The organism is Anabaena sp. WFMT (genome assembly GCF_051781005.1).
Taxonomy (GTDB): Bacteria; Cyanobacteriota; Cyanobacteriia; order Cyanobacteriales; family Nostocaceae; genus Anabaena.
The window spans coordinates 22,677-43,473 of record NZ_JBPWOA010000054.1; the positions used below are offsets into that span (position 1 = coordinate 22,677).

The following is a 20,797-nucleotide window of genomic DNA, read 5'->3' on the forward strand; positions in this document are numbered from 1 at the left end:
TATTTATTTTGTATTTAACAAAAAATAGTCATCTATCTGCTTAAACGCATCACTCAATTGGGTAACGCACTTTTTTCTCCTTTCGCACGGAAAAGAATAGGACAATCGCCAGCAGGATAAAGGCGATCGCTGAAGCATAGCCCCTTGGCAGTGATAAACCGCCATTTTTTATCGGTTTGGTAAGAAAATCCCCGAAGGTAGCTCCAAAAGGTCGCGTGAAGATGAACGCGAGCCAGAATAGGAGAACATCGTTCAACTTTGTTACGTAGTGAAGGGCAATGACAACACCAATGACGCTGGCTGTTACCAATGCGCCCTGGATATAGCTCAGTCCTAAGTTGCTTGTCAGAAAATCACCAAAGGCCGTTCCCAAACTGTTGGAGAACACAATCGCCAGCCAATACGTTGTCTCTGCGTCTTTCCTCACGATTGGATAAACGCTCAAATCTCGATCCCGGTAATACCAGATGGCAAGAACGCTCAACAGACAGGCTACCAGGATAAGCGATCCCATTGCGTAGCCCAGCCCCAAAGATCGATCCATCAGGTCTGAAACTTCAGTTCCGGCTGTGGTTGTTGCAATGATGGCCAACCAGTAAAGGGCTGGACGATATCTGTCGGATTGAATTTGAAAAAACAGGAGAATAGCCAGAATGGCAAAAGTTATGGCAAAGGCTACGTAATACCCCAGCCCAAGAGACATTGAGATGAAGTCACCTGCCGTCTCGCCGAGCGTCGTGGCAATGATCTTCATAATCCAAAAGAAAATTGTGACTTTTGCAACTTTGTTCATTATTGCTCCTATTTGCTGCTGGACTACCAACACGTTATCTGAACTTGCAGGTTCATCGTAGAGAGAAAAAGTCAAGAACTTGGAAAGAGATAGCTGGCAATGAAGATTTTTACTCTTTACCTACTGATTTTCGTCTTCCGGCCTCAAATACCAGCAGTAATATGATCGCACTCAAAGCGAAAATACTTCCAGTGATGAAAGTTGCTTTTGGACTGATTGTTTGCCACAAAACACCTCCCAACAAACTAGCTGGTAAGAGTGCTACACCAGTAGCTAAATTAATTAACCCAAAAGCAGTACCCCGCAGATGGGACGGAACTCTATCTGCTACCAGTGCTAATAATATGCCCTGACTCATCCCCTGATGCAGCCCATACAGCGCAAATAGTCCCCACACCTGCCAAGGAGCATTAACAAATGCAAAACCTAAATATGCCAACGCATATACACAAAATCCACCCACTAGTAGCCCCAATCTACCAATGCGGTCAGATAGCAATCCTACTGGATAGGCACTGAGGGAGTAAGCTATATTCATTACAACTAGAGTAAGTGGTACTAGTGAGGCGGATACTCCAGCTTGCTGCGCTTGCAGCAATAAAAAAGCATCGCTAGAGTTACCGAGATTAAATAGTAGTGCAACCGCAACTAGCACCCAGTAGCTTTTACCCAAACTTTGCAAAGCAGACCAATGTAAAGGATTATTCTGCCTTCGATTATTTCTATTGTCAGGTTCGCGCACGCCAGTTGCCAAAAGGGCTACTGCTAAAATACCGGGAAGCACCGCTAACCAGAAAACTAGACGAAAGTTCTGTCCTGAAAAAGACATCAAGATGAATGCAACTAGTGGCCCAGTGAATGCGCCGATGGTGTCTAAAGATTGCCGCAAACCATAGGCAGCTCCACGATTAACGCTATCGGTAACATCTGCTACGATTGCATCGCGGGGAGCTACACGAATTCCCTTACCAACGCGATCGCCAAAACGAGCCATCAATACCCAAGCAGGACTAGTTGCCAATGCGAACAGAGGTTTAACTAAGGTAGATAATCCATAACCAACAACAGCTAATTTCTTACGCTGTCCTAAATAATCACTTAAGGCTCCTGAAAAAACTTTCAGTACAGAAGCAGTTGATTCTGCAATTCCCTCAATCCACCCAACTGTTAGCAAATTTGCTCCTAATGCCGAAATTAAAAATAACGGCAACACCGAATGAATCATCTCGGAACTAATATCAGTTAACAAGCTGACAAATCCCAAAACCCAGACATTACGGGGGATGGTTTGAAAAGTTTTTGTTGTCACTGCTGTTACCTTTGAGTTGATGACTGGCAATTCGGTGCTAAGAGAAAGCTGTAATTGTCAAATCACATTTAATTGCATTTATCATCATCACACTTGACGATGAAATTGGAATGAAATTCTATCGACCCCAAGAAATCTCAATTTGGAGCAATTTTTACGGTTGGCGTAGTGCTTGTAGTTGTTCTAATTGTTGTGTTTGTTCTTGCAGCCGAATAGCAAGGCGATACCTTTGGTGGGCTATGCCTACGCACACTGTTAAAAAATTGCTAAACAGACAATATGCCAATGCGTTAAGCTATTATGCCTTTTTAGCTTCAGGGTTTCTTTCGCAAGCATGAAGACAAATATCGCACATAGCTTTATTTTTAAGCAATAACAGTAATTTATTAATCTTATCAATAGGCAAATCAAAAATTTTGATTTGTGGCTAAGTGGATGTTTGCGAGGGTAATTTAATTGTGAGGCTAAGAACCAGGACAGTAATCACAAATCGCTTGAGCAAACTAGCACAGACTCGCACAATTTGGGTATTTTTACTCACCATTTTGGTTGTGATATCAATAACTATACCCAATTCAGTGAGAGCGCAAGATGAACGAGTAACAGTACGTCTAGATGGTCGTGCATTGTTCCGAGTAAGTGCAGTGGATAACACCAAGGCATCAGATCGAGCAAGGCAAATCGAACGACGCATGAATCGGTTATTAGAAAATCCAACAGCAATTTCTCCACCTCAGATTGAAACTTCCCAAGATAAGCAAAAGCGTGTTATTACTAGTGCGGGAGTACCAATTGTTACTCTAACTACAACAGATGCTCAAGACAATTTAACAACCGTTGACGCGCTAGCTATCCAATGGTCACAGGCAATTGATGCTGCTCTTAAACGAGCAAGTCAACGCCGCCTTTCGCCTTGGGGGCGATTTGTAGCAGAAGTACAAGCATCAGTAGAGACTGCTTTTGGGCGACTGATAGAATCTGCCATCACAATTATTCCGCGTGCGATCGCTGCTATTTTAGTAATTGGTCTTTTCTGGGCAATAGCCACATTCATACGCTGGCTGATGCGAGTTATCTTCCGCCACATCGTTGAAGATTTGACTGTTGAAAATCTAATTAAGCAGGTTGCATATTACGCCGTTTGGACACTCGGCTTGATAGTTGCCCTCGATGCTTTTGGTTTTGATCCCCAGGCTGTGGCTACTGGATTAGGATTAACTAGCCTTGCCTTGGGATTTGCCCTCAAGGATATCATCTCCAACTTTATTAGTGGTATGCTAATTCTTGTCTTACGTCCTTTTGAGTTAGGCGATCAAATTGTTGTTGGCGAAACCGAAGGTAACGTTGAACGTATAGAATTGCGTGCTACCCAACTTCGTACATACGATGGTCGCGTGGTACTAATTCCTAATGCTGAAGTGTTTACTTCTCGGATCATTAACAACACAGCTGCACCTATCCGTCGTAGCAGTGTCGAACTATTCATTGGTTACGATAGCGACCTGCAACAAGTGGTTACTATTTTAAAAAATGCAGCCCAGGCAACACAAGAGGTACTTGATGAGCCGGGGGTTTCTGTGCGGATACGAGATTTAGGACAAGATGACGTTGTAGTTGAAACCCGCTTTTGGACAGATTCGCGGCGTTCTGATTTTGTAGCTACGACATCAGCAGTTAGACAGGCGATAGTTGCTGCGTTGAAAGAAGCGAATATTGGATTACCAGACCCCGATGTAAGAATTTTAGTGCCGCGTCATCCGCAAAGGTGGCAAGCAGCATTGGGTTTAAAGGATAGTGACAGTGCTTCATCTTAACATCTTAACCCTCTGATAAGTTTTAACCAATATCCGATCGCAATATTATCAACAACAGTTCAATGACTGTGGCGATGGTGAATGTCCCTCTTGTGAGGATGGTTGTGATAGATAATCATCGTGTGTTCGTGAAGATGTTTGTGAGGTTCGGCTACAGCCATCCCCTGATTATGCTCATGCTGATGGTGTTCATCGTGGATGTGTTTGTGTTCATGCTCACTGAGATAGTGAAGATGTTCGTGTTCATGCGGTTGAGGTGAGAGGGTAATTTGCACTACAACCAGCAGCATGAAGCCAATTAAACTACCGTAAAGAAACTCACGTTCAGCAAAGTTACTTCCCAACCAACCGGCAAGAGGGTAGGAGATTGCCCACCAAAGATGACTCCAGGCAAAGTGTGCGCCATAAACTCGTCCTTGTACACCAGCTGGGATGCGGTCTGCAATTAATGTCTGGGTGGGTAAGTTCACTAAACTTTGCCCTGCACCCGCCACAAACCATAACAGCATCAGTGGTGCTAAATTTGCGTAGTTAGCGGGCAACAAAGCCAATGTGATCAAAATTGCACCAATCAAAACAAACGTTGTACGTGGCAAACTTCTATTGAACGTACCAAAAATCACTGCACAGAGAGTTGCACCAATCCCAAAAGCCGCCATCACCCATCCATACTGCACTTCTCCCAATTTGAGTGTACCTTGAACATATCCAACAGTATTTACTAAGATTTGCGCTCCGGCAATTGATGCGACTAACTGCATCGCTAGCGCGTAACGGATAGGTGCATCTGTAAGCAGGCGAGTTGTACCGTCTTTAATGTCTCCCCATGTTCGGCGTGTTGTCCTGGAAGGCTGTTGATTTTGTGCAACGACGAGCTGACCTGGTAGGGTGAAGATTAGGATTGCCGCGATCGCAAAGCTGAGAGCATCCAAAAAGAAAACTTGTCTCGCACCAATGAAGGCGGCGACACTCCCAGCGATACCAGGGCCAAGTACACCAAGTAATTGAAAAGTAGCAGCCGAAAGAGCGATCGCGCCTGCATAGTCATTCTCACTCGTGACTAATGGAATCGTGGCTTGGTAAGTTGGGGTGAAGAAAGCATTAAAGACGTTCAGCGCAAATATTAATACGTAAACTTGCCAAATCTGCGTCACAAAAGGCAACATACCCACAATTAGCATTCTGAATATATGGGTAACAACCATGATTTTCTTACGATCAAGGCGGTCTGCGATCGCACCTGCAAGGGGAGACAGCAACACAAAAGCAGTGACACGCAGAGTCAAAGCTACTGAAAGCACAACCGCAGCATTTTTTCCAGCTAACTCAAAGGCCAGAAGGGCTAAACCCACCCAAGTAAGTGCATCGCCCAATAAACTAGTGGTCTGAGCAGTGTACAGCCTTGCAAATACCGGATTTCTCAAGCTGCGGAAAAATGTCAAGGTATTCATTTATCAGGGGGGCATAGTTACACAAGTCTTTTATATCAAGATTTTAACAGAAATGGGGGGAGGGGGCATATTTACAAAACTTAGAAAATTGCCTTGCCAAGACAATTTTCACCACTCTGCTGTTTTCTCGAAGGAGTGTAGTGTTTTTTAGTTATAGCTGTGATGTTCCTGTAGCAACCATCATTGCTCAAAAACTGCTTTTGGTACTTTGCTATTTAAAACTGAGAAACTAGCTTTCTTTGACATCCAGAATTCTCAATTGCATCGGCAAACTTTGCACCCATTTCTCAATATACATTGAAACTTTAAACTACTACTTGTTATACCAAGCTTTGCGCCACTGTTTCATTTGATTAATCTCTAATTCTTGGGCTTTGATAATTTCTTGAGCCAAGTTTTTGATTTCAGGACGCTGAGACTTTTGCAAGGCATCTTTCGCCATAACTACAGCTGATTCATGGTGAGGAATCATCGCGTTAATAAAACGCAGGTCAAATTCTGCATCAGCTGCACCCAAGTCCATGTTCATCATCATGGCTTGCATTTGATCAGGTGACATTTCCATCATGTGACCCATTTTGGTATCATAAGCCATTGGTTTATCTCCTGCTTTGGGATACCAGGTTGTACGCCACTGTTTCATCTGCGTAATTTCTTGGTTTTGTGCTTTGATAATTTCGTCTGCTAGCTTTTTGATCTGTGGGCGTTTCGATTTTTGCTGTGCAACATTCGCCATTACCGTTGCTCCCTGATGGTGCGGAATCATCGCATCAATAAAGCGCAAATCATAGTTAGCATCGGCTGGGCCCAAATCCATTGCCATGCTGTGGTTCATCATGCCACTACCCTGATTCATCATGCCGTCATGGTTCATCGGTTGCTTATCGCTAGTATCGATAGCAGTGTTAGTAGGGTTTGGTGCTTGGCTTTGGTTTTGGGAAGTGGGTGTAGAACAGGCTGTCAAAACGCTGCTGGAAAAAGAAGCGATCGCTACTAAAGCAAATGTCAAAAAGCTGTTTTTCAGAGTAAGGAGTTGCATAGGGATGATCTAAGATAATTTCCTGATTCCATTCTAAAATCTCTAGTTAGCTGGAGAGTCAATCATTTAGGTGATCTATCTTTTGCTTGGGTAATAAAGTCGCCCAGATAACTGGTTATTCACAAAGCGACTGTTGCACTTACTAGATAGTTTGACAGCCAAAAATGAAATCAGGATGAAATCAAGGGTTGGTGCTAGTCGTACAGATATACGAATGCACATAAATATGAAATCTGCATGAAATCTTTATGTCTCAGTAGGTAGAAATTTTTATTACCTCATTGGGATGACGCGATACCTTCTCTACGAGAGGCTCCGCCAACGGTGAGCTTCTCTACGAGACGCTCCGCGAACGCTAACGCACCCGCAAATCTTTAAGGTGAGTCCAAAGGCAATCACGCCTTTAGTAAACCTAAAAAATTTTAAGAGGGTGAAAAAATGTAGTATTTGCCTTTATTTCGCTGCTGGTATTGATAGCAATTTGAGCCACATATTCGACCATCTACCTCCCTAAGTGTAAGCACTACTATCGCTGTATCTAATATGCGCTTGAAAAGATTTTCACAATGACCCTTGACTCTCCAGTGTACTGGAGCATTCAAGATGAAATTAGTTAGGTATTAGTTAGCGCCATTTAGTCATTGGAGTAGTCAGATGGAAAATACCACACTCAAACTGCGCGGCATGAGTTGTGCCTCTTGTGCCAGCAGCATTGAAGACGCGATTAATTCTGTCCCCGGTGTCAATGAATGTATCGTGAATTTTGGAGCAGAACAGGCAACAGTTAAATATCCCTCTTCTGTCACTTTCCGAGAATAAAGAATATAATGGTTAGAAGAAAAAACTCTACAAGGTAGGTAGAGCAATGGATGTAGAATTACAAATCCTCAAACATTTACGTCGAGATGCCCACCCGACAGTGGGAGTCATAGATGAATATTGTGAGGAGTACAGAGACATATTCAAAGAAGTAAGAAATTATGAGTGCTTCAAATATTTACATTTAGGAATAATCTCAACACTCAAAAGAAAATCATTACCAGAGATAGCAAGAGTAGTAAGCATAAACTCAGCCCAATCATTACACCATTTTATCGCCAATTCAGAGTGGTCAGTAGAGAAATTCAGAAGTCGAAGATTAAAGAAAATCAAAAGAGCATTAGATGGAAAAGCAATTACCGTAGTCATTGATGAAACAGGAGATAGGAAAAAAGGTAAAAAAACTGATTATGTAGCCAGACAATATTTAGGAAGTGTGGGGAAAATAGATAACGGGATAGTTTCAGTCAATGCCTACGGAGTTTACGATAACATAACATTTCCGCTACTATTCAAAGTATTCAAACCGCAAGGAACGCTAAAAGCAGAGGACAAATATAAGACCAAGATAGAATTAGCGACAGAAATAATTACAGAATTAATGGAGTTGGGCTTGAATATTGAATTAGTATTGGCAGACAGTTTATATGGCGAGAGTAGTCAATTTATAAGAAAATTAGCAGCATATAACTTAGCTTATGTGGTAGCGATTAGAAGTAATCATGCAGTCTGGTTGCCAGACAATCAGAGGGTTAGGGCGAATAAGTGGTGTAAATTTACCAGAACATTTAGCAACCAAAAATCAGAGACTAGATATATCCGCGAAATAGTTTATGGTAAGAGAAGGGATATAACTTATTGGGAATTAACCACAGACCCAGACACAATGCCGGAAAATTCTACTTCCTTTGTCATGACCAATCTCAAAGGTAAGCTCAAGAAAACTGTGGGTGACCTCTATGGCTTGAGAACATGGGTAGAATATGGTTTTCGTCAGTGTAAACAGGAATTAGGTTGGACAGATTATCGATTTACCAGTTTCCAGCATATTGAGAGATGGTGGGAAATTATTTTTTGTGTTTACACCATGATTAGTTTACACTCTCCAACCTTTTTATCCGTCAATCAATCTCATCAACTTCCACCTGACATATCAGAAAACAGTTCAGTTGATTTCACTGTGCATCAACAATGGAATCATCAAACTGGATGGAAGAATACTCTCAATAATTTGCGCTTAATTGTCCAACCACTTTTACTCTTTTGGTTGATTTATCCCTGGCTTGATGTTTTTCCCAATTCCAATTTGTTGTTCGGATTTAACCAACTTATTAGCGCTATGAATGGCTTCAAACCCTTTTATTCCTCTGCATAATTTACTATATTTACTGCTTGTTTATTTCGGAAAGTGACAGAAGAGGGATATAGCTATAGCCATAAAGATTAGGACGTAAACTATAAGAGTTACCAGATAGCATCTACCTCATTTAAATGGCTAAACCCTATAGTGATGATTTCCGGAAAAAGGTAATGCAAGCGATAGAGTTGGACGGTCTCAAGAAGTGTGAGGCAAGCCTTCTGTTCAATATTAGTCGCAACACAATTAACTTGTGGTGTCAGCGCAAAGCCGAAACGGGAGATGTCAAACCCAAACAGAGGAAAGCATCGCCGCAGAAGGGAAAAATCAGGGATTGGGAGAAGTTTCGCACCTTTGTCAAAGAGCAAGGGGATAAAACCCAAAGTGAAATGGCACAGCTATGGGACGGACAGATTAGCCAACGCACAATTTCCAGGGCATTGAAAAACATAGAACATACTCGTAAAAAAAAACATACGGATATAGTCAACGAGATGAAGCCAAGCGGGCAGCATTCTTAATGCAACTGGAAAACCCCAAAGCGCCTCACCTAGTATATGTTGATGAGTCTGGCATGGATGAACGCGATAATTACGGTTACGGATACTCAAGAGCTGGAGAACGCTTTTACGACCTCAAATCAGGTTGTCGCAAGGGTCGCATCAATATGATTGCTGGCTATCGAGATGGGCAACTAATTGCGCCATTTACGATTGAGGGGGCGTGTAACCGTACCGTGTTTGAGACCTGGTTAGAAACTTGCTTGATTCCGATGCTACGTCCCGGTGAGTGGGTGATTCTTGATAATGCTACCTTTCATCGTGGCGGTCGGATTGCTCAATTAATTGAAGACGCAGGGTGTCAGTTAGTTTACCTACCGCCTTATTCACCTGATCTCAATCGGATTGAAAAGTGTTGGGCAACTTTAAAAAGCAGGGTTCGTAAACTTTTTTCCACATCGGATAATTTACGTGATGTAATGGAAATCGTTCTCAAGCAAGCAGCGTCCTAATTAATCTGGCTACGGCTATATCCCTCTTCTGTCACTTTCCGAAATAAACAAGCAGTAAATATAGTAAATTATGCAGAGGAATAAAAGGGTTTGAAGCCATTCATAGCGCTAATAAGTTGGTTAAATCCGAACAACAAATTGGAATTGGGAAAAACATCAAGCCAGGGATAAATCAACCAAAAGAGTAAAAGTGGTTGGACAATTAAGCGCAAATTATTGAGAGTATTCTTCCATCCAGTTTGATGATTCCATTGTTGATGCACAGTGAAATCAACTGAACTGTTTTCTGATATGTCAGGTGGAAGTTGATGAGATTGATTGACGGATAAAAAGGTTGGAGAGTGTAAACTAATCATGGTGTAAACACAAAAAATAATTTCCCACCATCTCTCAATATGCTGGAAACTGGTAAATCGATAATCTGTCCAACCTAATTCCTGTTTACACTGACGAAAACCATATTCTACCCATGTTCTCAAGCCATAGAGGTCACCCACAGTTTTCTTGAGCTTACCTTTGAGATTGGTCATGACAAAGGAAGTAGAATTTTCCGGCATTGTGTCTGGGTCTGTGGTTAATTCCCAATAAGTTATATCCCTTCTCTTACCATAAACTATTTCGCGGATATATCTAGTCTCTGATTTTTGGTTGCTAAATGTTCTGGTAAATTTACACCACTTATTCGCCCTAACCCTCTGATTGTCTGGCAACCAGACTGCATGATTACTTCTAATCGCTACCACATAAGCTAAGTTATATGCTGCTAATTTTCTTATAAATTGACTACTCTCGCCATATAAACTGTCTGCCAATACTAATTCAATATTCAAGCCCAACTCCATTAATTCTGTAATTATTTCTGTCGCTAATTCTATCTTGGTCTTATATTTGTCCTCTGCTTTTAGCGTTCCTTGCGGTTTGAATACTTTGAATAGTAGCGGAAATGTTATGTTATCGTAAACTCCGTAGGCATTGACTGAAACTATCCCGTTATCTATTTTCCCCACACTTCCTAAATATTGTCTGGCTACATAATCAGTTTTTTTACCTTTTTTCCTATCTCCTGTTTCATCAATGACTACGGTAATTGCTTTTCCATCTAATGCTCTTTTGATTTTCTTTAATCTTCGACTTCTGAATTTCTCTACTGACCACTCTGAATTGGCGATAAAATGGTGTAATGATTGGGCTGAGTTTATGCTTACTACTCTTGCTATCTCTGGTAATGATTTTCTTTTGAGTGTTGAGATTATTCCTAAATGTAAATATTTGAAGCACTCATAATTTCTTACTTCTTTGAATATGTCTCTGTACTCCTCACAATATTCATCTATGACTCCCACTGTCGGGTGGGCATCTCGACGTAAATGTTTGAGGATTTGTAATTCTACATCCATTGCTCTACCTACCTTGTAGAGTTTTTTCTTCTAACCATTATATTCTTTATTCTCGGAAAGTGACAGAAGAGGGATATGACCCTAGAAGAACTGATTTAGAAGCCATTCAAGAAGCGGTAGATGCAGCAGGTTATTCTGCCTACCCACTCCAAAAACAAAACCTGATGACGGGAGAAGATGATGTGGAGAAAAGACATCGCTTAAGAGAATCCCGCGATTTAATGCGAAAGGTGGCGGTGGGAGGCATCATTAGCACTGTGTTGGTTATAGGTTCACTGCCTATGATGACAGGATTGCACTTACCCTTTATCCCAGTATGGCTACATAATCCTTGGGTACAGTTGATACTTACTACCCCAGTACAATTCTGGTGTGGTTACTCCTTCTACACTAATGGATGGAAAGCTTTAAAACGTTATGCTGCCACAATGGATACCCTAATCGCTTTGGGTACAAGTGCAGCATATTTTTATTCGCTATTTCCCACATTATTTCCTAGCTTTTTCATCAATCAGGGGTTAACACCAGATGTATATTATGAAACTGCTGCTGTTGTCATTACCCTGATTTTACTAGGCAGACTATTTGAAAATCGCGCTAAAGGACAAACTTCAGAAGCTATCCGTAAGTTGATTGGTTTGCAAGCGAAAACTGCAAGGTTAATTCGGAATGGACGAGAAATAGATGTACCGATTGAAGAAGTACAGATTGGAGATGTGATACTGGTTCGTCCTGGCGAGAAAATTCCCGTTGATGGCGAAGTAGTTGACGGGACATCCACAATTGATTCTACAGCCACAGTGCAAGCTGAGCCAAAAACAAAATTTGTCAGTATAGAAACTCAATTATCTAAAACTGAGAACTCAGTAGCTCTACGTAGCAGGACTCCAATTCCATACTCTGGGCTTTCTCCTGTTCTTGTCGGACGTTATAAACCGATACTTCATAATTAGGACAAGTCAGTTCTTACATGGATGCTACTCGAACGCCTGTGATTACAATTAAAAATATATCAAAATGTGTATTATCTTACATCAAATAATGGTTTGTTGTTTGAAGGATGAGATGTAAGAATAGAACATAGAAAATAAATAGGATAACAAAAACAGAGTTTGATGGATTTGATGAGGATTTAAAGTAGACAAATAGTAAATCTTGTTATTTAATTATATGCTATTTGCTTTTTTCTATAGCTGACTTCAATTCATGGTTTATGACTAAGAAAAGGAATAAAAAGACAATGAGTGAGAATAAGCAGGTCGAAATAGATGAACAAACAGTAGAAAATACCACTCAGAAAACAGGAAGAATAGTAATTATCACCGGTGATAAAGGAGGTGTAGGTAAATCCACATTTGCAAGAGGACTACTACATTTATATATCAACAAACAGCTAAAATATTTGGCTTATGATTCAGATCATCGCAATGCCCAATTATATAGACACTACGACTCCGCACAACCTGGAGTCAAGCTACTTGATATTTTTACAAGAGGTGGTGCAGATGACTTACTAATAGATTTAGAAAAAGAACTTCCCCCATTGGTATTAGTAGATTTACCTGCTCAGTCAGGTCTGTTTTTTGAGAATTTTGAGAAAGACTTGGGTGTATTTGATGCTGTCAAAGGCTTAGGATACAAAGTCACTATGGTAAGTGTACTATCAAGGGTAAAAGACTCAGTGAATATATTACGAATTCTTCACAAATACTGTGGCGATCGCGTTGATTATGTAGTTGTAAAAAATCTGTTTCACGGTGAAGCTGATAAGTTTGAACGCTATGACAATTCCGATACTCGCACCACACTTTTGGCAGATGGTGCGGTAGAAATTAAAATGCCAGATTTGTTTTTCAAACCCTATGACTATATTGATGAAAAAAACTTGACTTTTAGTGAAGTCTTAGAAGATAAACAAGCCAACATTGTCATTAAATCTCGTGTTTCAGCTTGGTTGAAAGAATTTGAGCAAAGCGTGTTGAATGCTAATGAATTATTGGGGATAAAAGAAAATGCAGTCATCACAGATCAAGCCGCATAGCCAAAATAATCCAGGAATTATCCCTAATCCTAAACGACTAGTAATGACAGTTGGTGATGCTAGGGTAGGTAAGTCAACTATAGCACGATTGTTGATTGAACTTTATCTAGAATCAAAACTAAATTTCAGAGTTTACTACAGTGGTAATCGCAATAAATTGTATGCTTATCAGCTGTTATTACCTATTGCTCAATTGCCCTTAACTCAAGGTGGTGCAGACCAATTATTAATTGATTTAGAGACTTTTTCTGATGTGCAAGTAGCTCTGAGTGATTTACCTGGACAAAGTTTTGAAGAATTCCGACAATTTGCGGAAGAAGTCATGCTGTGGGATGCAATTGCTCAATTAGGTTATCGTATCACCTTTGTACATCCAATTTCTTATCGGAGAGATTGTACAGATTATCTACAAGAACTTTTTAATTGTTATGAAAATAAAGCAGACTACATCATTATCAAAAATCTGTATTTTGGTGACGAATTTCCTTACTATGATGGTTCTAATATTCAACAGGGTATCCAAGCAAGTGGAAACAATGAATTATATTTGGGAAAGTTATGGAGAGATACTTATGAATTATTAGAATCTCTGGATTCACCTTATAACTATGCCATCCAAAACTCTGAAATAGATTTTATGAACCGTTCTCGTGTCTTTAACTGGATGGAAGAATTTAGTGAACAAATTAAGAATAATAAACATATTAGGGAATTATTGGGTTTATTGAACATTACATCAACAGTAGATTTACAAAATCAATTAAATAGCGATTTTTAAGTTTTGTTCTAAATACAGCACTTTTCTTTTTAAAGTACCACACCTAAATCACCAAAAACTTATGGACAAAGGGTTATAGAATTTATTTGTGATTTATTTGTGTACGAGATAGTTGAGAAAATTACTGTATTCAAAATCGGGGATAATTGGGAATAAGATTATGCGTATAAAAATCATAATTTAGAACGATTTTAGGATTTCTACCCAATTAATATGAAGCTGAATAGAACAAAAATTCAAGAATAACTGGCCACCGATAAACACAGATAAAGATCAATGAATTAATGTATTTCCCATTGTGTTCAACCTCGCCCAAAATTGGTATTAGAGTTATCTTTCATTTTTTTTGAAAAAACCAACTTTTCTATATTAGTGACTTATTACTTTTCAAAAGTTCTAGTTTCTAACTCCTGAATTCTTACTTTTTAATTAAAACTCAGAATGAAATCATGTTAGAAAATTCCAGCACAATAAAAAACTGACATATAGGAATCAGGTTTGATTACTATATCATCTCCATCAAGAAACATAAAAAAAGGAACATGAACTTATGAACACCCCTGTAGAAGCTTCTTTAGATACAACATTAGCAGGACAATCAGATCATTTTAAACAGAAAGTTCTCGATGTAGTGAGACGTTCTGGTATCAATCCTAAAGACCCATTGTTTTTGGTATTAAGTTCCCTGGGTAAATTTGAGGTCTTAATGGAAGACATTCCCGGTAAACTTAATACAGTAGTCGAAGGTTGGACAACGGAAATAGATGACAAACTTGATAAAGCATCAAGTGTAGCCATTGTTCAACAAAAAAGTGCGATCGCCAAAGCAGCATCAACCTTGTTGAGTAAAACCGAGCAAAAAAAATCTAGATCCGTCTTTAGTCCTTTAATAGCCACTGGTCTGGTATTATTTGGTATGTTTGGTGTTGTTATGCTGGCTGGTAATATATTTTTTATTTGGAGAGGTAAAGGGTTAACAGAACCAGTTCGCTTAACTGGAGAAGAACAAGAAACTTTGAATTGGGCTAAGTCAAAAGACGGAGAATTTGCTCGTCAAATTATGAAATGGAACGATTTTGATTTGAGTGTTTGTCGAGCCAAAAAAGCTCAATTAAAAGGCAGATGTATGATTTGGGTTGTGAATAATGACGAGCGACAACGTTATCTAGATCAATTAAATCAAAAATCAAAATCAAGCCGTTAAACTGATTTGATTTGTTTCTGGACTATCTATCAGTCCCTCTACAATTGCTTTTGTAGCAGCTTGAGCGCGGTTTTGACAATCGAGTTTAGTTAGAATGCGATGGACATGAGACCTCACAGTACCTACACTCAAAAAAAGTTTGTTGGCAATTTGATTATTTCTATCACCAATAGCAATCATTTGCAAAATCTCTAATTCCCTAGAACTAAGCGAATATTGCCGGCACACTCGTTTTATTTTCAGACTGGGAGTAACTACTAATTGTTGAAGTTGCAAATTTTGAATTAATATTTTAGCGATCGCAGAATCTAACCAATTTCCTCCTTTGTGTGTCACATAAATAGCTTCTGCTAACTTTTCTTTAGCTATCGTCCTTGTGCAATATGAATCTGTACCTGCTGCGAAAGCTTCTCTAACAGAGTCTTCCATAGCTTGAGCATTAAAAATCACTATTTTAGTGATTGATGATACTTGTTTAATTCGTTTTACGACTTCAATACCACTATCATCTTGAAGATGCAGATTAACAAGAGCTATGTGTGGAGTATAAGTTTTTATTAGTTTGAGTCCTTCTGATGCTGTTTCAGCTTCCCCACAAATCTCGATATCATGAGCAGCCGTAAGTAACACATTGATACCATATCTACTCAACTCATGGTCATCGATAATTACTGTTTTTATCATGTTGTTCACCTACTATGTTTGCGGTTTCTTCTGATTTGGCAGTATTAATGATGATATTTAGAAATGCTAACTTATCTATTAAGTTAGATAGATGACAAATATATTAATTTAATATTTTCTTAAGATTTACCCATAGAGTAAACTCTATGGTGTATTTAATAATTATCAGAAAGAAAAAATTTAAATAATTTCCATATCAAAATAAAGATAGAAAAACAACATCCAAAAGATTGAATTTTATTAAATTTCTCTAGGTAAGGGCTAGATTAGCCCTCTATATCTTGGGTGCTATTTTTTTGAATGGCATTTATATAAAGATTAGAGAGAAATTACCTAATAAAAATCAATCTTTGTACCTTTACCTGGGCAGAACAGGATAAAATACAGCCAAGTTATTTTGGGTATTTTACAATACTGGACATACCAATATAAAACCACAACTTAGCAAATGGAACTTGACATCAAATTCCGGGTTATAAAATTTTTATACCTTTTTTATATCTTTTGGTAGTGGTACAATTAACAGCACAAGCTATACTATTAATAATTAGCTTATGCTCTTATAGCTGGTTTGCTACTTTCTGCTAAAAATTTTACACTTGTGTTGATTATATCAGCAATATCTACTGGATCTAGGGTATAAATTCGTGCCATGACTTCCTTCTTAATTTGTTCAACAGGATATTTATTGCTGGTTGTAACAGTATTTAATGAGTTTTTGTCCAAATCAAAATTTTGAAGGTAAGTAGATAGAGATATATAACCTTCTAAGTATTGTTCCAGAGTTTCACTATCACCACCACTCAATTTTGCTAAACGCAAGAAATTTTTAGAGTCAGTTTCGGGAATAGCTTTACCTTTCAACCATCTATATACAGTTGAAAAATCAACACCGATTTCTACAGATAAAGTTGTTTGAGTCCAGCCTTCTTTTAATAAATGTTCAATTAACTCGACTAATCGTTTATGACGTTTTTGCATAGTAGAAAACCTGGTTCTACCAGTTATAAAATTTACTTTTGCTTTTTCAACAAGTACAACAGTTTATTTTTATCGCACGTTTTACTTAATTGATAGGATTGGTGAAGACAAATAATGTTCTAATCAAACAGGTAACAGGTAAATCATTATAAGAACACGATATGTTTCTTTCATCCCTAACAGGTGTTGTAAGTAAATAAGCGATAAAAAATATGACAAACCTAACCCTCCGACTCCTTGAAAAGGAAGTGAAAGCTCCTTATATCACAAGATAAAGGTTTGAAGAGAGGTTTTTTATTAAATTGTGCCTAACTACTCAATTCTAGTTGGGCTGTTCCTAAGAAATACATTTTATCACCCTTATTAGGTAAGAAGTTAAAATTTTGTATTAGCTCAATAATTAGGGAAGAACTACCGTATCGGTAACGATTTTGCGTCTTTTGAGGTTTTTCTTGAGCTATTTACCCATTAGCTCGCTCTCTTCACCTATCTTCAACAATAAATCAAGGGGTTCAACAATTTTAGAGGGGGGAGTGAACAATCATTTTTGCCCTAAATTATTGAGCAATTACGAAATTTTCCATACTTTACGTACTTATCCCTCTTCGGTCAAAGTAGGGTAAAACCTTAATTCTTCGTTGGCTAAAATAACGCAACTTCATTAATTTATCTAATGTTGATAAAAGAGGATTATGGCAGTGTGCGATTGAGTGAATAAAGACAAAGCCTTTCTCAGTAAATATTATAGTATATATAAGCATATTTTATAAAACTCCAGTCCGCTATATGAAAACTTGAACTGCATCGACTAGAAATGGTTATTGCATCTGTTTTAGTGGGAGACCTAGTGCCATCTTAGTCAACATCAATTGTTAAGAAATTATAAATTTAGATGCAACTTATATTGCGCTGTGCAAGATTATTAATATTGCAGGGGGCAAGTAACAAAATCTACTTGAGAAAGCATCTATCAATAAACAAAGTGTCATCACTCTCAAATCTAAAGTTATGACGTACACAACAGACTTAAATCGAGTCTCTATGAATGGAGGAGAGAACCAAGCAGGGTTATCTTCTAATTCTACCACTTTTTTGGATACACAAAATCTTACTGTTGCCGAAGATATTGAGCCAATAGGGTTAGAGACGAACTCTGAACAAAATCAGGCAGCTAATCAATACCTATCAAACAGCGCGGATCATCTAAATGAAGGTGATAGCCTGCGTGGCGAAGCCATAACAGTCGAACTAGGTAGATTAGAGGACAGAATTGAAAAGGGTTTAAGAGCTTTTTGGGACATCGGACAATCTTTGGGTCAAATTCGAGATAAACAGCTTTATCGGCAAAGTTACAAAACCTTTGATGAATATTGCCTGAACCGTTGGGAAATGTCCCGACGGTCTGCTTATCGCTTGATACAAGCTGCATTGGTTTATGAAAATGTGACCCGTGGATCACAAAGTTTTGTAAATGTGATCCATGGATCACAAAATCCTGAAACTCTAACTTGTGGATCACGAAGTTTTGTAAATGTGACCCATGGATCACAAAATCAAATTCTGCCTACGAACGAACGCCAAATCAGACCCTTAGTAACACTACCCCCAGAAAAACAACGCGAAGCTTGGGCTAAAGCAGTTTCTACAGCCCCCAATAGTAAAGTCACAGCTGCTCACGTTGCCCAAGTAGCAAGAGAGTACCACCGAGAGAACTCAGCAAATAAATCTAGGCAAAAGCATTCTTTTGAACAACAACACCAATCAACTGATAATTCTGAGCAATCATTAAACCGTAGTTGCTGGAATTGCCGTCATTCTAGTCAAGAGTTGATAAAAGATGATCACCAAAGTTTTTATTGCGATCGCCTGGGTAAATTAAGCTTTGTTGAGAAAGACGGCAACCAACGGGGTGCAGAATGCGAATACTGGACTTACCGTTTTGGAGAATCTTCTCAAGTCAGAAAAAATGTAATCCCATTACGAGAAACTTTTAACCTGACTTTACAACTTCCAGCACAGTTACAACCTATGCTCCAAGATGCTGCTAAAGATTCAGGTTTAACTATTATGGACTGGTTGACAAAACTGGTAGAAGAAAAGCTTTCACACGAGAATAAAAAGCAAAATACAGATATTGATGAAAATTTCGTAGGTACTGGAGTTTCAGAAGTTGCTTAATATTCAGGGTTTTAAGCCAAGAGACAATATCTGAGGCAGATAGCAGTAGAAAATCAAAATAAAAACTCTTGATAGCTTGAATAGTGTAGCCATAGCTTAACCAAGATCAATCAACATTAGTTGTTGCAAAAGGCTTTTAAGTATCACTTTTTAAAAAGTAGCCATTTATTAATAAATAACAAATTTAAAGGTATATAGGTTTACTTTATATGCCTATAAATCTTGTGCTTATGAAAATCAACATTTCTGAGTTTTAACAGTATCTACAGCGAAATGAAACTTCTAATCAGGTCAACATTTGGTAATTTGGGGGAGGACAGTTTTGGTGTCAGTAAGAGAGAATAATAGAAGATATCCAAAACCTGAATTATCAGGCTATCAATTAGCAATACCTTACCCAGCAGATGCTACACGCAAAACTGGAACTGGCACTATTGCTAATCCACAAATACCAACAACTACTAAGCAACTCAGAAAACCTAAAAACCTTCCTTTCACAGAACAACCGCTATTTATAAACAACAACTACGAGATGACAGCAACAAGTGCGCCAATTATTAGTGCTACCCAAGCATACCTTAAACAACCTGATTGGAATAAGTATACTGATGGCAAGCTTTACTTCTCAAAAGAATTTGGTAAAGGTCGTTATATTGAGTTCTACATACTTCACCAACAAGCACATCAACCACAATATATCTTGGATGGTGCGGAACATCAAATTCTGGAAAAGTACGGTGTAATGGCTGCTAGATTACACGCAGTATTTGCTACTTATGCCACACAACAAAAAGAACCTTGGAAACAGCCTTTTATCCTGCGTGGTTCAGAACTAATTAAGACACTGCAAATATATAAAAGTAAAAAACTCAGTAAATCACAAAAACTCAAAGCTATAGCAGATTTGGCTATGGTAGTTGGTACTTTAGGAGCGGTAATTCAATGGTACGAAGGCGATTTAAATCTTAGTATTAAAGAACGTTGTTTACTGTGGATGGTCAGTGTACAGGAATATAGTCAACCGAATTTATTTCAAGAACCAGAAGATTTATTAGAAGTTATCATTCGTGTACAGCCTGGACTTTGGACTTATAATTTTCTCAATGCTGAAGGAGAAAAATCAAAAACTGCACTCTATCAATGTGGGTTTATGCCTAAGCAAGTCTTTGATTTAGATGCACATAAACATAAACTAGCTTTTGAACTTGCTTTATATATTATTCAAAATAATCGCGCTCATAAAAATGGTACTTACACAATTCATAATTTATTGAGTAATATCTTACCAGGTTCTCAAATTGAAAAAGCAGTCAGTGATTATCGGTATGGTTGGCGATTGAGAGAAGATTTAGAAGAAGCTTTTCTGCTATTAAAAGATAAAGTTAATATGATGATTGAGTTTGATGATCAAACCTACCCAATGTGGTTAAGACCTTTGTGGGCAATACCAGAAGAACTAGCTCATTTATCGCCTCAAGAAAGAAATCAAAAGTTACTGGGAAAGAAAAAGTTACCAGATAATTATATTCAAAATATTTTATTACCTGCTAAGTTAAGTTTTAAGTTACCTTCTTCACAGATAAATAATAATAAATCAGTAAAAAATCAAAAAAATACAAAATTTTACACAAAATCTAATAAAGCTGGTGTAAAAACACAAAGTCAGGTTGATGTTGTCATAAATAATTCTAGCATAGCTAAAACTTCGGGAGTAAGTAATGGTAAAGTAACAATTAGGAATATACCTGTTATCAAGGAAATAACTGGCAACTTGGTTAAACAAATGAGAACAGCTAAAAAAATGAGTCAAAGAGATTTTGCTAATGCTGTAGGTATGAGTCAAAGCTGGGTCAGGGATATTGAGACCAAGGGTAAAGATGCACCTATTCCTGAAAAGTATACTGCTATAATTAAAGAGGTTTTAAATTTTAGATAAGCTG

At 38.4% G+C, this 20,797-nt stretch carries 15 protein-coding genes and 2 pseudogenes; 10 read left to right on the forward strand and 7 right to left on the reverse strand.

All coding sequences use genetic code 11. The features are described from left to right. Window positions 1-49 precede the first annotated feature (49 nt). Window positions 50-793 carry a COG4705 family protein gene (locus ACSQ6I_RS26415; protein WP_438893190.1) on the reverse strand — a complete coding sequence of 248 codons (744 nt, stop codon included), beginning with the start codon at window positions 791-793 and terminating at the stop codon, window positions 50-52. Between the two features lie 109 nt (window positions 794-902). Next, window positions 903-2,102: an MFS transporter gene (locus ACSQ6I_RS26420; RefSeq protein ID WP_438893191.1), complete on the reverse strand. Its 1,200-nt coding sequence runs from the start codon at window positions 2,100-2,102 to the stop codon at window positions 903-905. A gap of 458 nt (window positions 2,103-2,560) precedes the next feature. Here ACSQ6I_RS26420 and ACSQ6I_RS26425 point away from each other — a divergent pair, with 458 nt between their 5' ends. Beyond that, the gene (locus tag ACSQ6I_RS26425) at window positions 2,561-3,916 is read left to right on the forward strand and encodes a mechanosensitive ion channel family protein (protein WP_438893192.1); all 1,356 of its coding nucleotides are present in this window, start codon (window positions 2,561-2,563) and stop codon (window positions 3,914-3,916) included. 59 nt (window positions 3,917-3,975) lie between these two features. Here ACSQ6I_RS26425 and ACSQ6I_RS26430 read toward each other — a convergent pair whose 3' ends face one another. Continuing rightward, window positions 3,976-5,367 carry an MFS transporter gene (locus ACSQ6I_RS26430; RefSeq protein WP_438893193.1) on the reverse strand — a complete coding sequence of 464 codons (1,392 nt, stop codon included), beginning with the start codon at window positions 5,365-5,367 and terminating at the stop codon, window positions 3,976-3,978. A 313-nt stretch (window positions 5,368-5,680) separates the two neighbouring features. Continuing rightward, the gene (locus ACSQ6I_RS26435) at window positions 5,681-6,406 is read right to left on the reverse strand and encodes a DUF305 domain-containing protein (protein WP_438893194.1); all 726 of its coding nucleotides are present in this window, start codon (window positions 6,404-6,406) and stop codon (window positions 5,681-5,683) included. A gap of 654 nt (window positions 6,407-7,060) precedes the next feature. On the opposite strand from ACSQ6I_RS26435, the pseudogene ACSQ6I_RS26440 reads away from it, so the two are divergent. From ACSQ6I_RS26440 to ACSQ6I_RS26450, 3 genes and pseudogenes are all read left to right on the forward strand, one after another. Beyond that, window positions 7,061-7,198, forward strand: a pseudogene (locus ACSQ6I_RS26440) (heavy-metal-associated domain-containing protein); the annotation flags it as partial. Between the two features lie 73 nt (window positions 7,199-7,271). Beyond that, window positions 7,272-8,600: an IS701 family transposase gene (locus ACSQ6I_RS26445; RefSeq protein ID WP_438893195.1), complete on the forward strand. Its 1,329-nt coding sequence runs from the start codon at window positions 7,272-7,274 to the stop codon at window positions 8,598-8,600. 116 nt (window positions 8,601-8,716) lie between these two features. Beyond that, a protein-coding gene (locus tag ACSQ6I_RS26450) for an IS630 family transposase (RefSeq protein ID WP_438893196.1) occupies window positions 8,717-9,594 on the forward strand; the annotation gives its coding sequence in 2 pieces (ribosomal slippage) (window positions 8,717-9,046 and window positions 9,049-9,594; 876 coding nt in all). Between the two features lie 68 nt (window positions 9,595-9,662). On the opposite strand, the gene ACSQ6I_RS26455 is transcribed toward ACSQ6I_RS26450, so the two are convergent. Next, window positions 9,663-10,991, reverse strand: coding sequence for an IS701 family transposase (locus ACSQ6I_RS26455; RefSeq protein WP_438893195.1), 1,329 nt, complete (start codon window positions 10,989-10,991; stop codon window positions 9,663-9,665). Window positions 10,992-11,065: 74 nt separating this feature from the next. On the opposite strand from ACSQ6I_RS26455, the pseudogene ACSQ6I_RS26460 reads away from it, so the two are divergent. The 4 genes and pseudogenes from ACSQ6I_RS26460 to ACSQ6I_RS26475 form a co-directional block, all read left to right on the forward strand. Next, a pseudogene (locus ACSQ6I_RS26460) lies at window positions 11,066-11,779 on the forward strand (P-type ATPase); the annotation flags it as partial. A 452-nt stretch (window positions 11,780-12,231) separates the two neighbouring features. Continuing rightward, window positions 12,232-13,032: a nucleotide-binding protein gene (locus ACSQ6I_RS26465; RefSeq protein WP_015364278.1), complete on the forward strand. Its 801-nt coding sequence runs from the start codon at window positions 12,232-12,234 to the stop codon at window positions 13,030-13,032. Further along, on the forward strand, window positions 13,004-13,810 hold the full coding sequence (locus ACSQ6I_RS26470; RefSeq protein WP_015364279.1) for a hypothetical protein: 807 nt from the start codon (window positions 13,004-13,006) through the stop codon (window positions 13,808-13,810). Before ACSQ6I_RS26465 ends, ACSQ6I_RS26470 begins: the two co-directional genes overlap by 29 nt. Window positions 13,811-14,360: 550 nt before the next feature. Next, on the forward strand, window positions 14,361-15,014 hold the full coding sequence (locus ACSQ6I_RS26475; protein ID WP_015364280.1) for a DUF6753 family protein: 654 nt from the start codon (window positions 14,361-14,363) through the stop codon (window positions 15,012-15,014). Here the strand turns inward: ACSQ6I_RS26475 and ACSQ6I_RS26480 are convergent. Then, window positions 15,003-15,698, reverse strand: coding sequence for a response regulator transcription factor (locus ACSQ6I_RS26480; protein WP_015364281.1), 696 nt, complete (start codon window positions 15,696-15,698; stop codon window positions 15,003-15,005). The genes ACSQ6I_RS26475 and ACSQ6I_RS26480 overlap by 12 nt on opposite strands. Before the next feature lie 552 nt (window positions 15,699-16,250). Next, entirely contained in the window at window positions 16,251-16,679 is a 429-nt protein-coding gene (locus ACSQ6I_RS26485) for a helix-turn-helix domain-containing protein (protein ID WP_015364282.1), read from the reverse strand. Between the two features lie 1,008 nt (window positions 16,680-17,687). On the opposite strand from ACSQ6I_RS26485, the gene ACSQ6I_RS26490 reads away from it, so the two are divergent. Then, window positions 17,688-18,857: a hypothetical protein gene (locus ACSQ6I_RS26490; protein ID WP_015364283.1), complete on the forward strand. Its 1,170-nt coding sequence runs from the start codon at window positions 17,688-17,690 to the stop codon at window positions 18,855-18,857. 325 nt (window positions 18,858-19,182) lie between these two features. Then, complete coding sequence (locus tag ACSQ6I_RS26495; protein WP_015364284.1) at window positions 19,183-20,793, forward strand: helix-turn-helix domain-containing protein; 1,611 nt, start codon at window positions 19,183-19,185, stop codon at window positions 20,791-20,793. Window positions 20,794-20,797 lie beyond the last annotated feature (4 nt).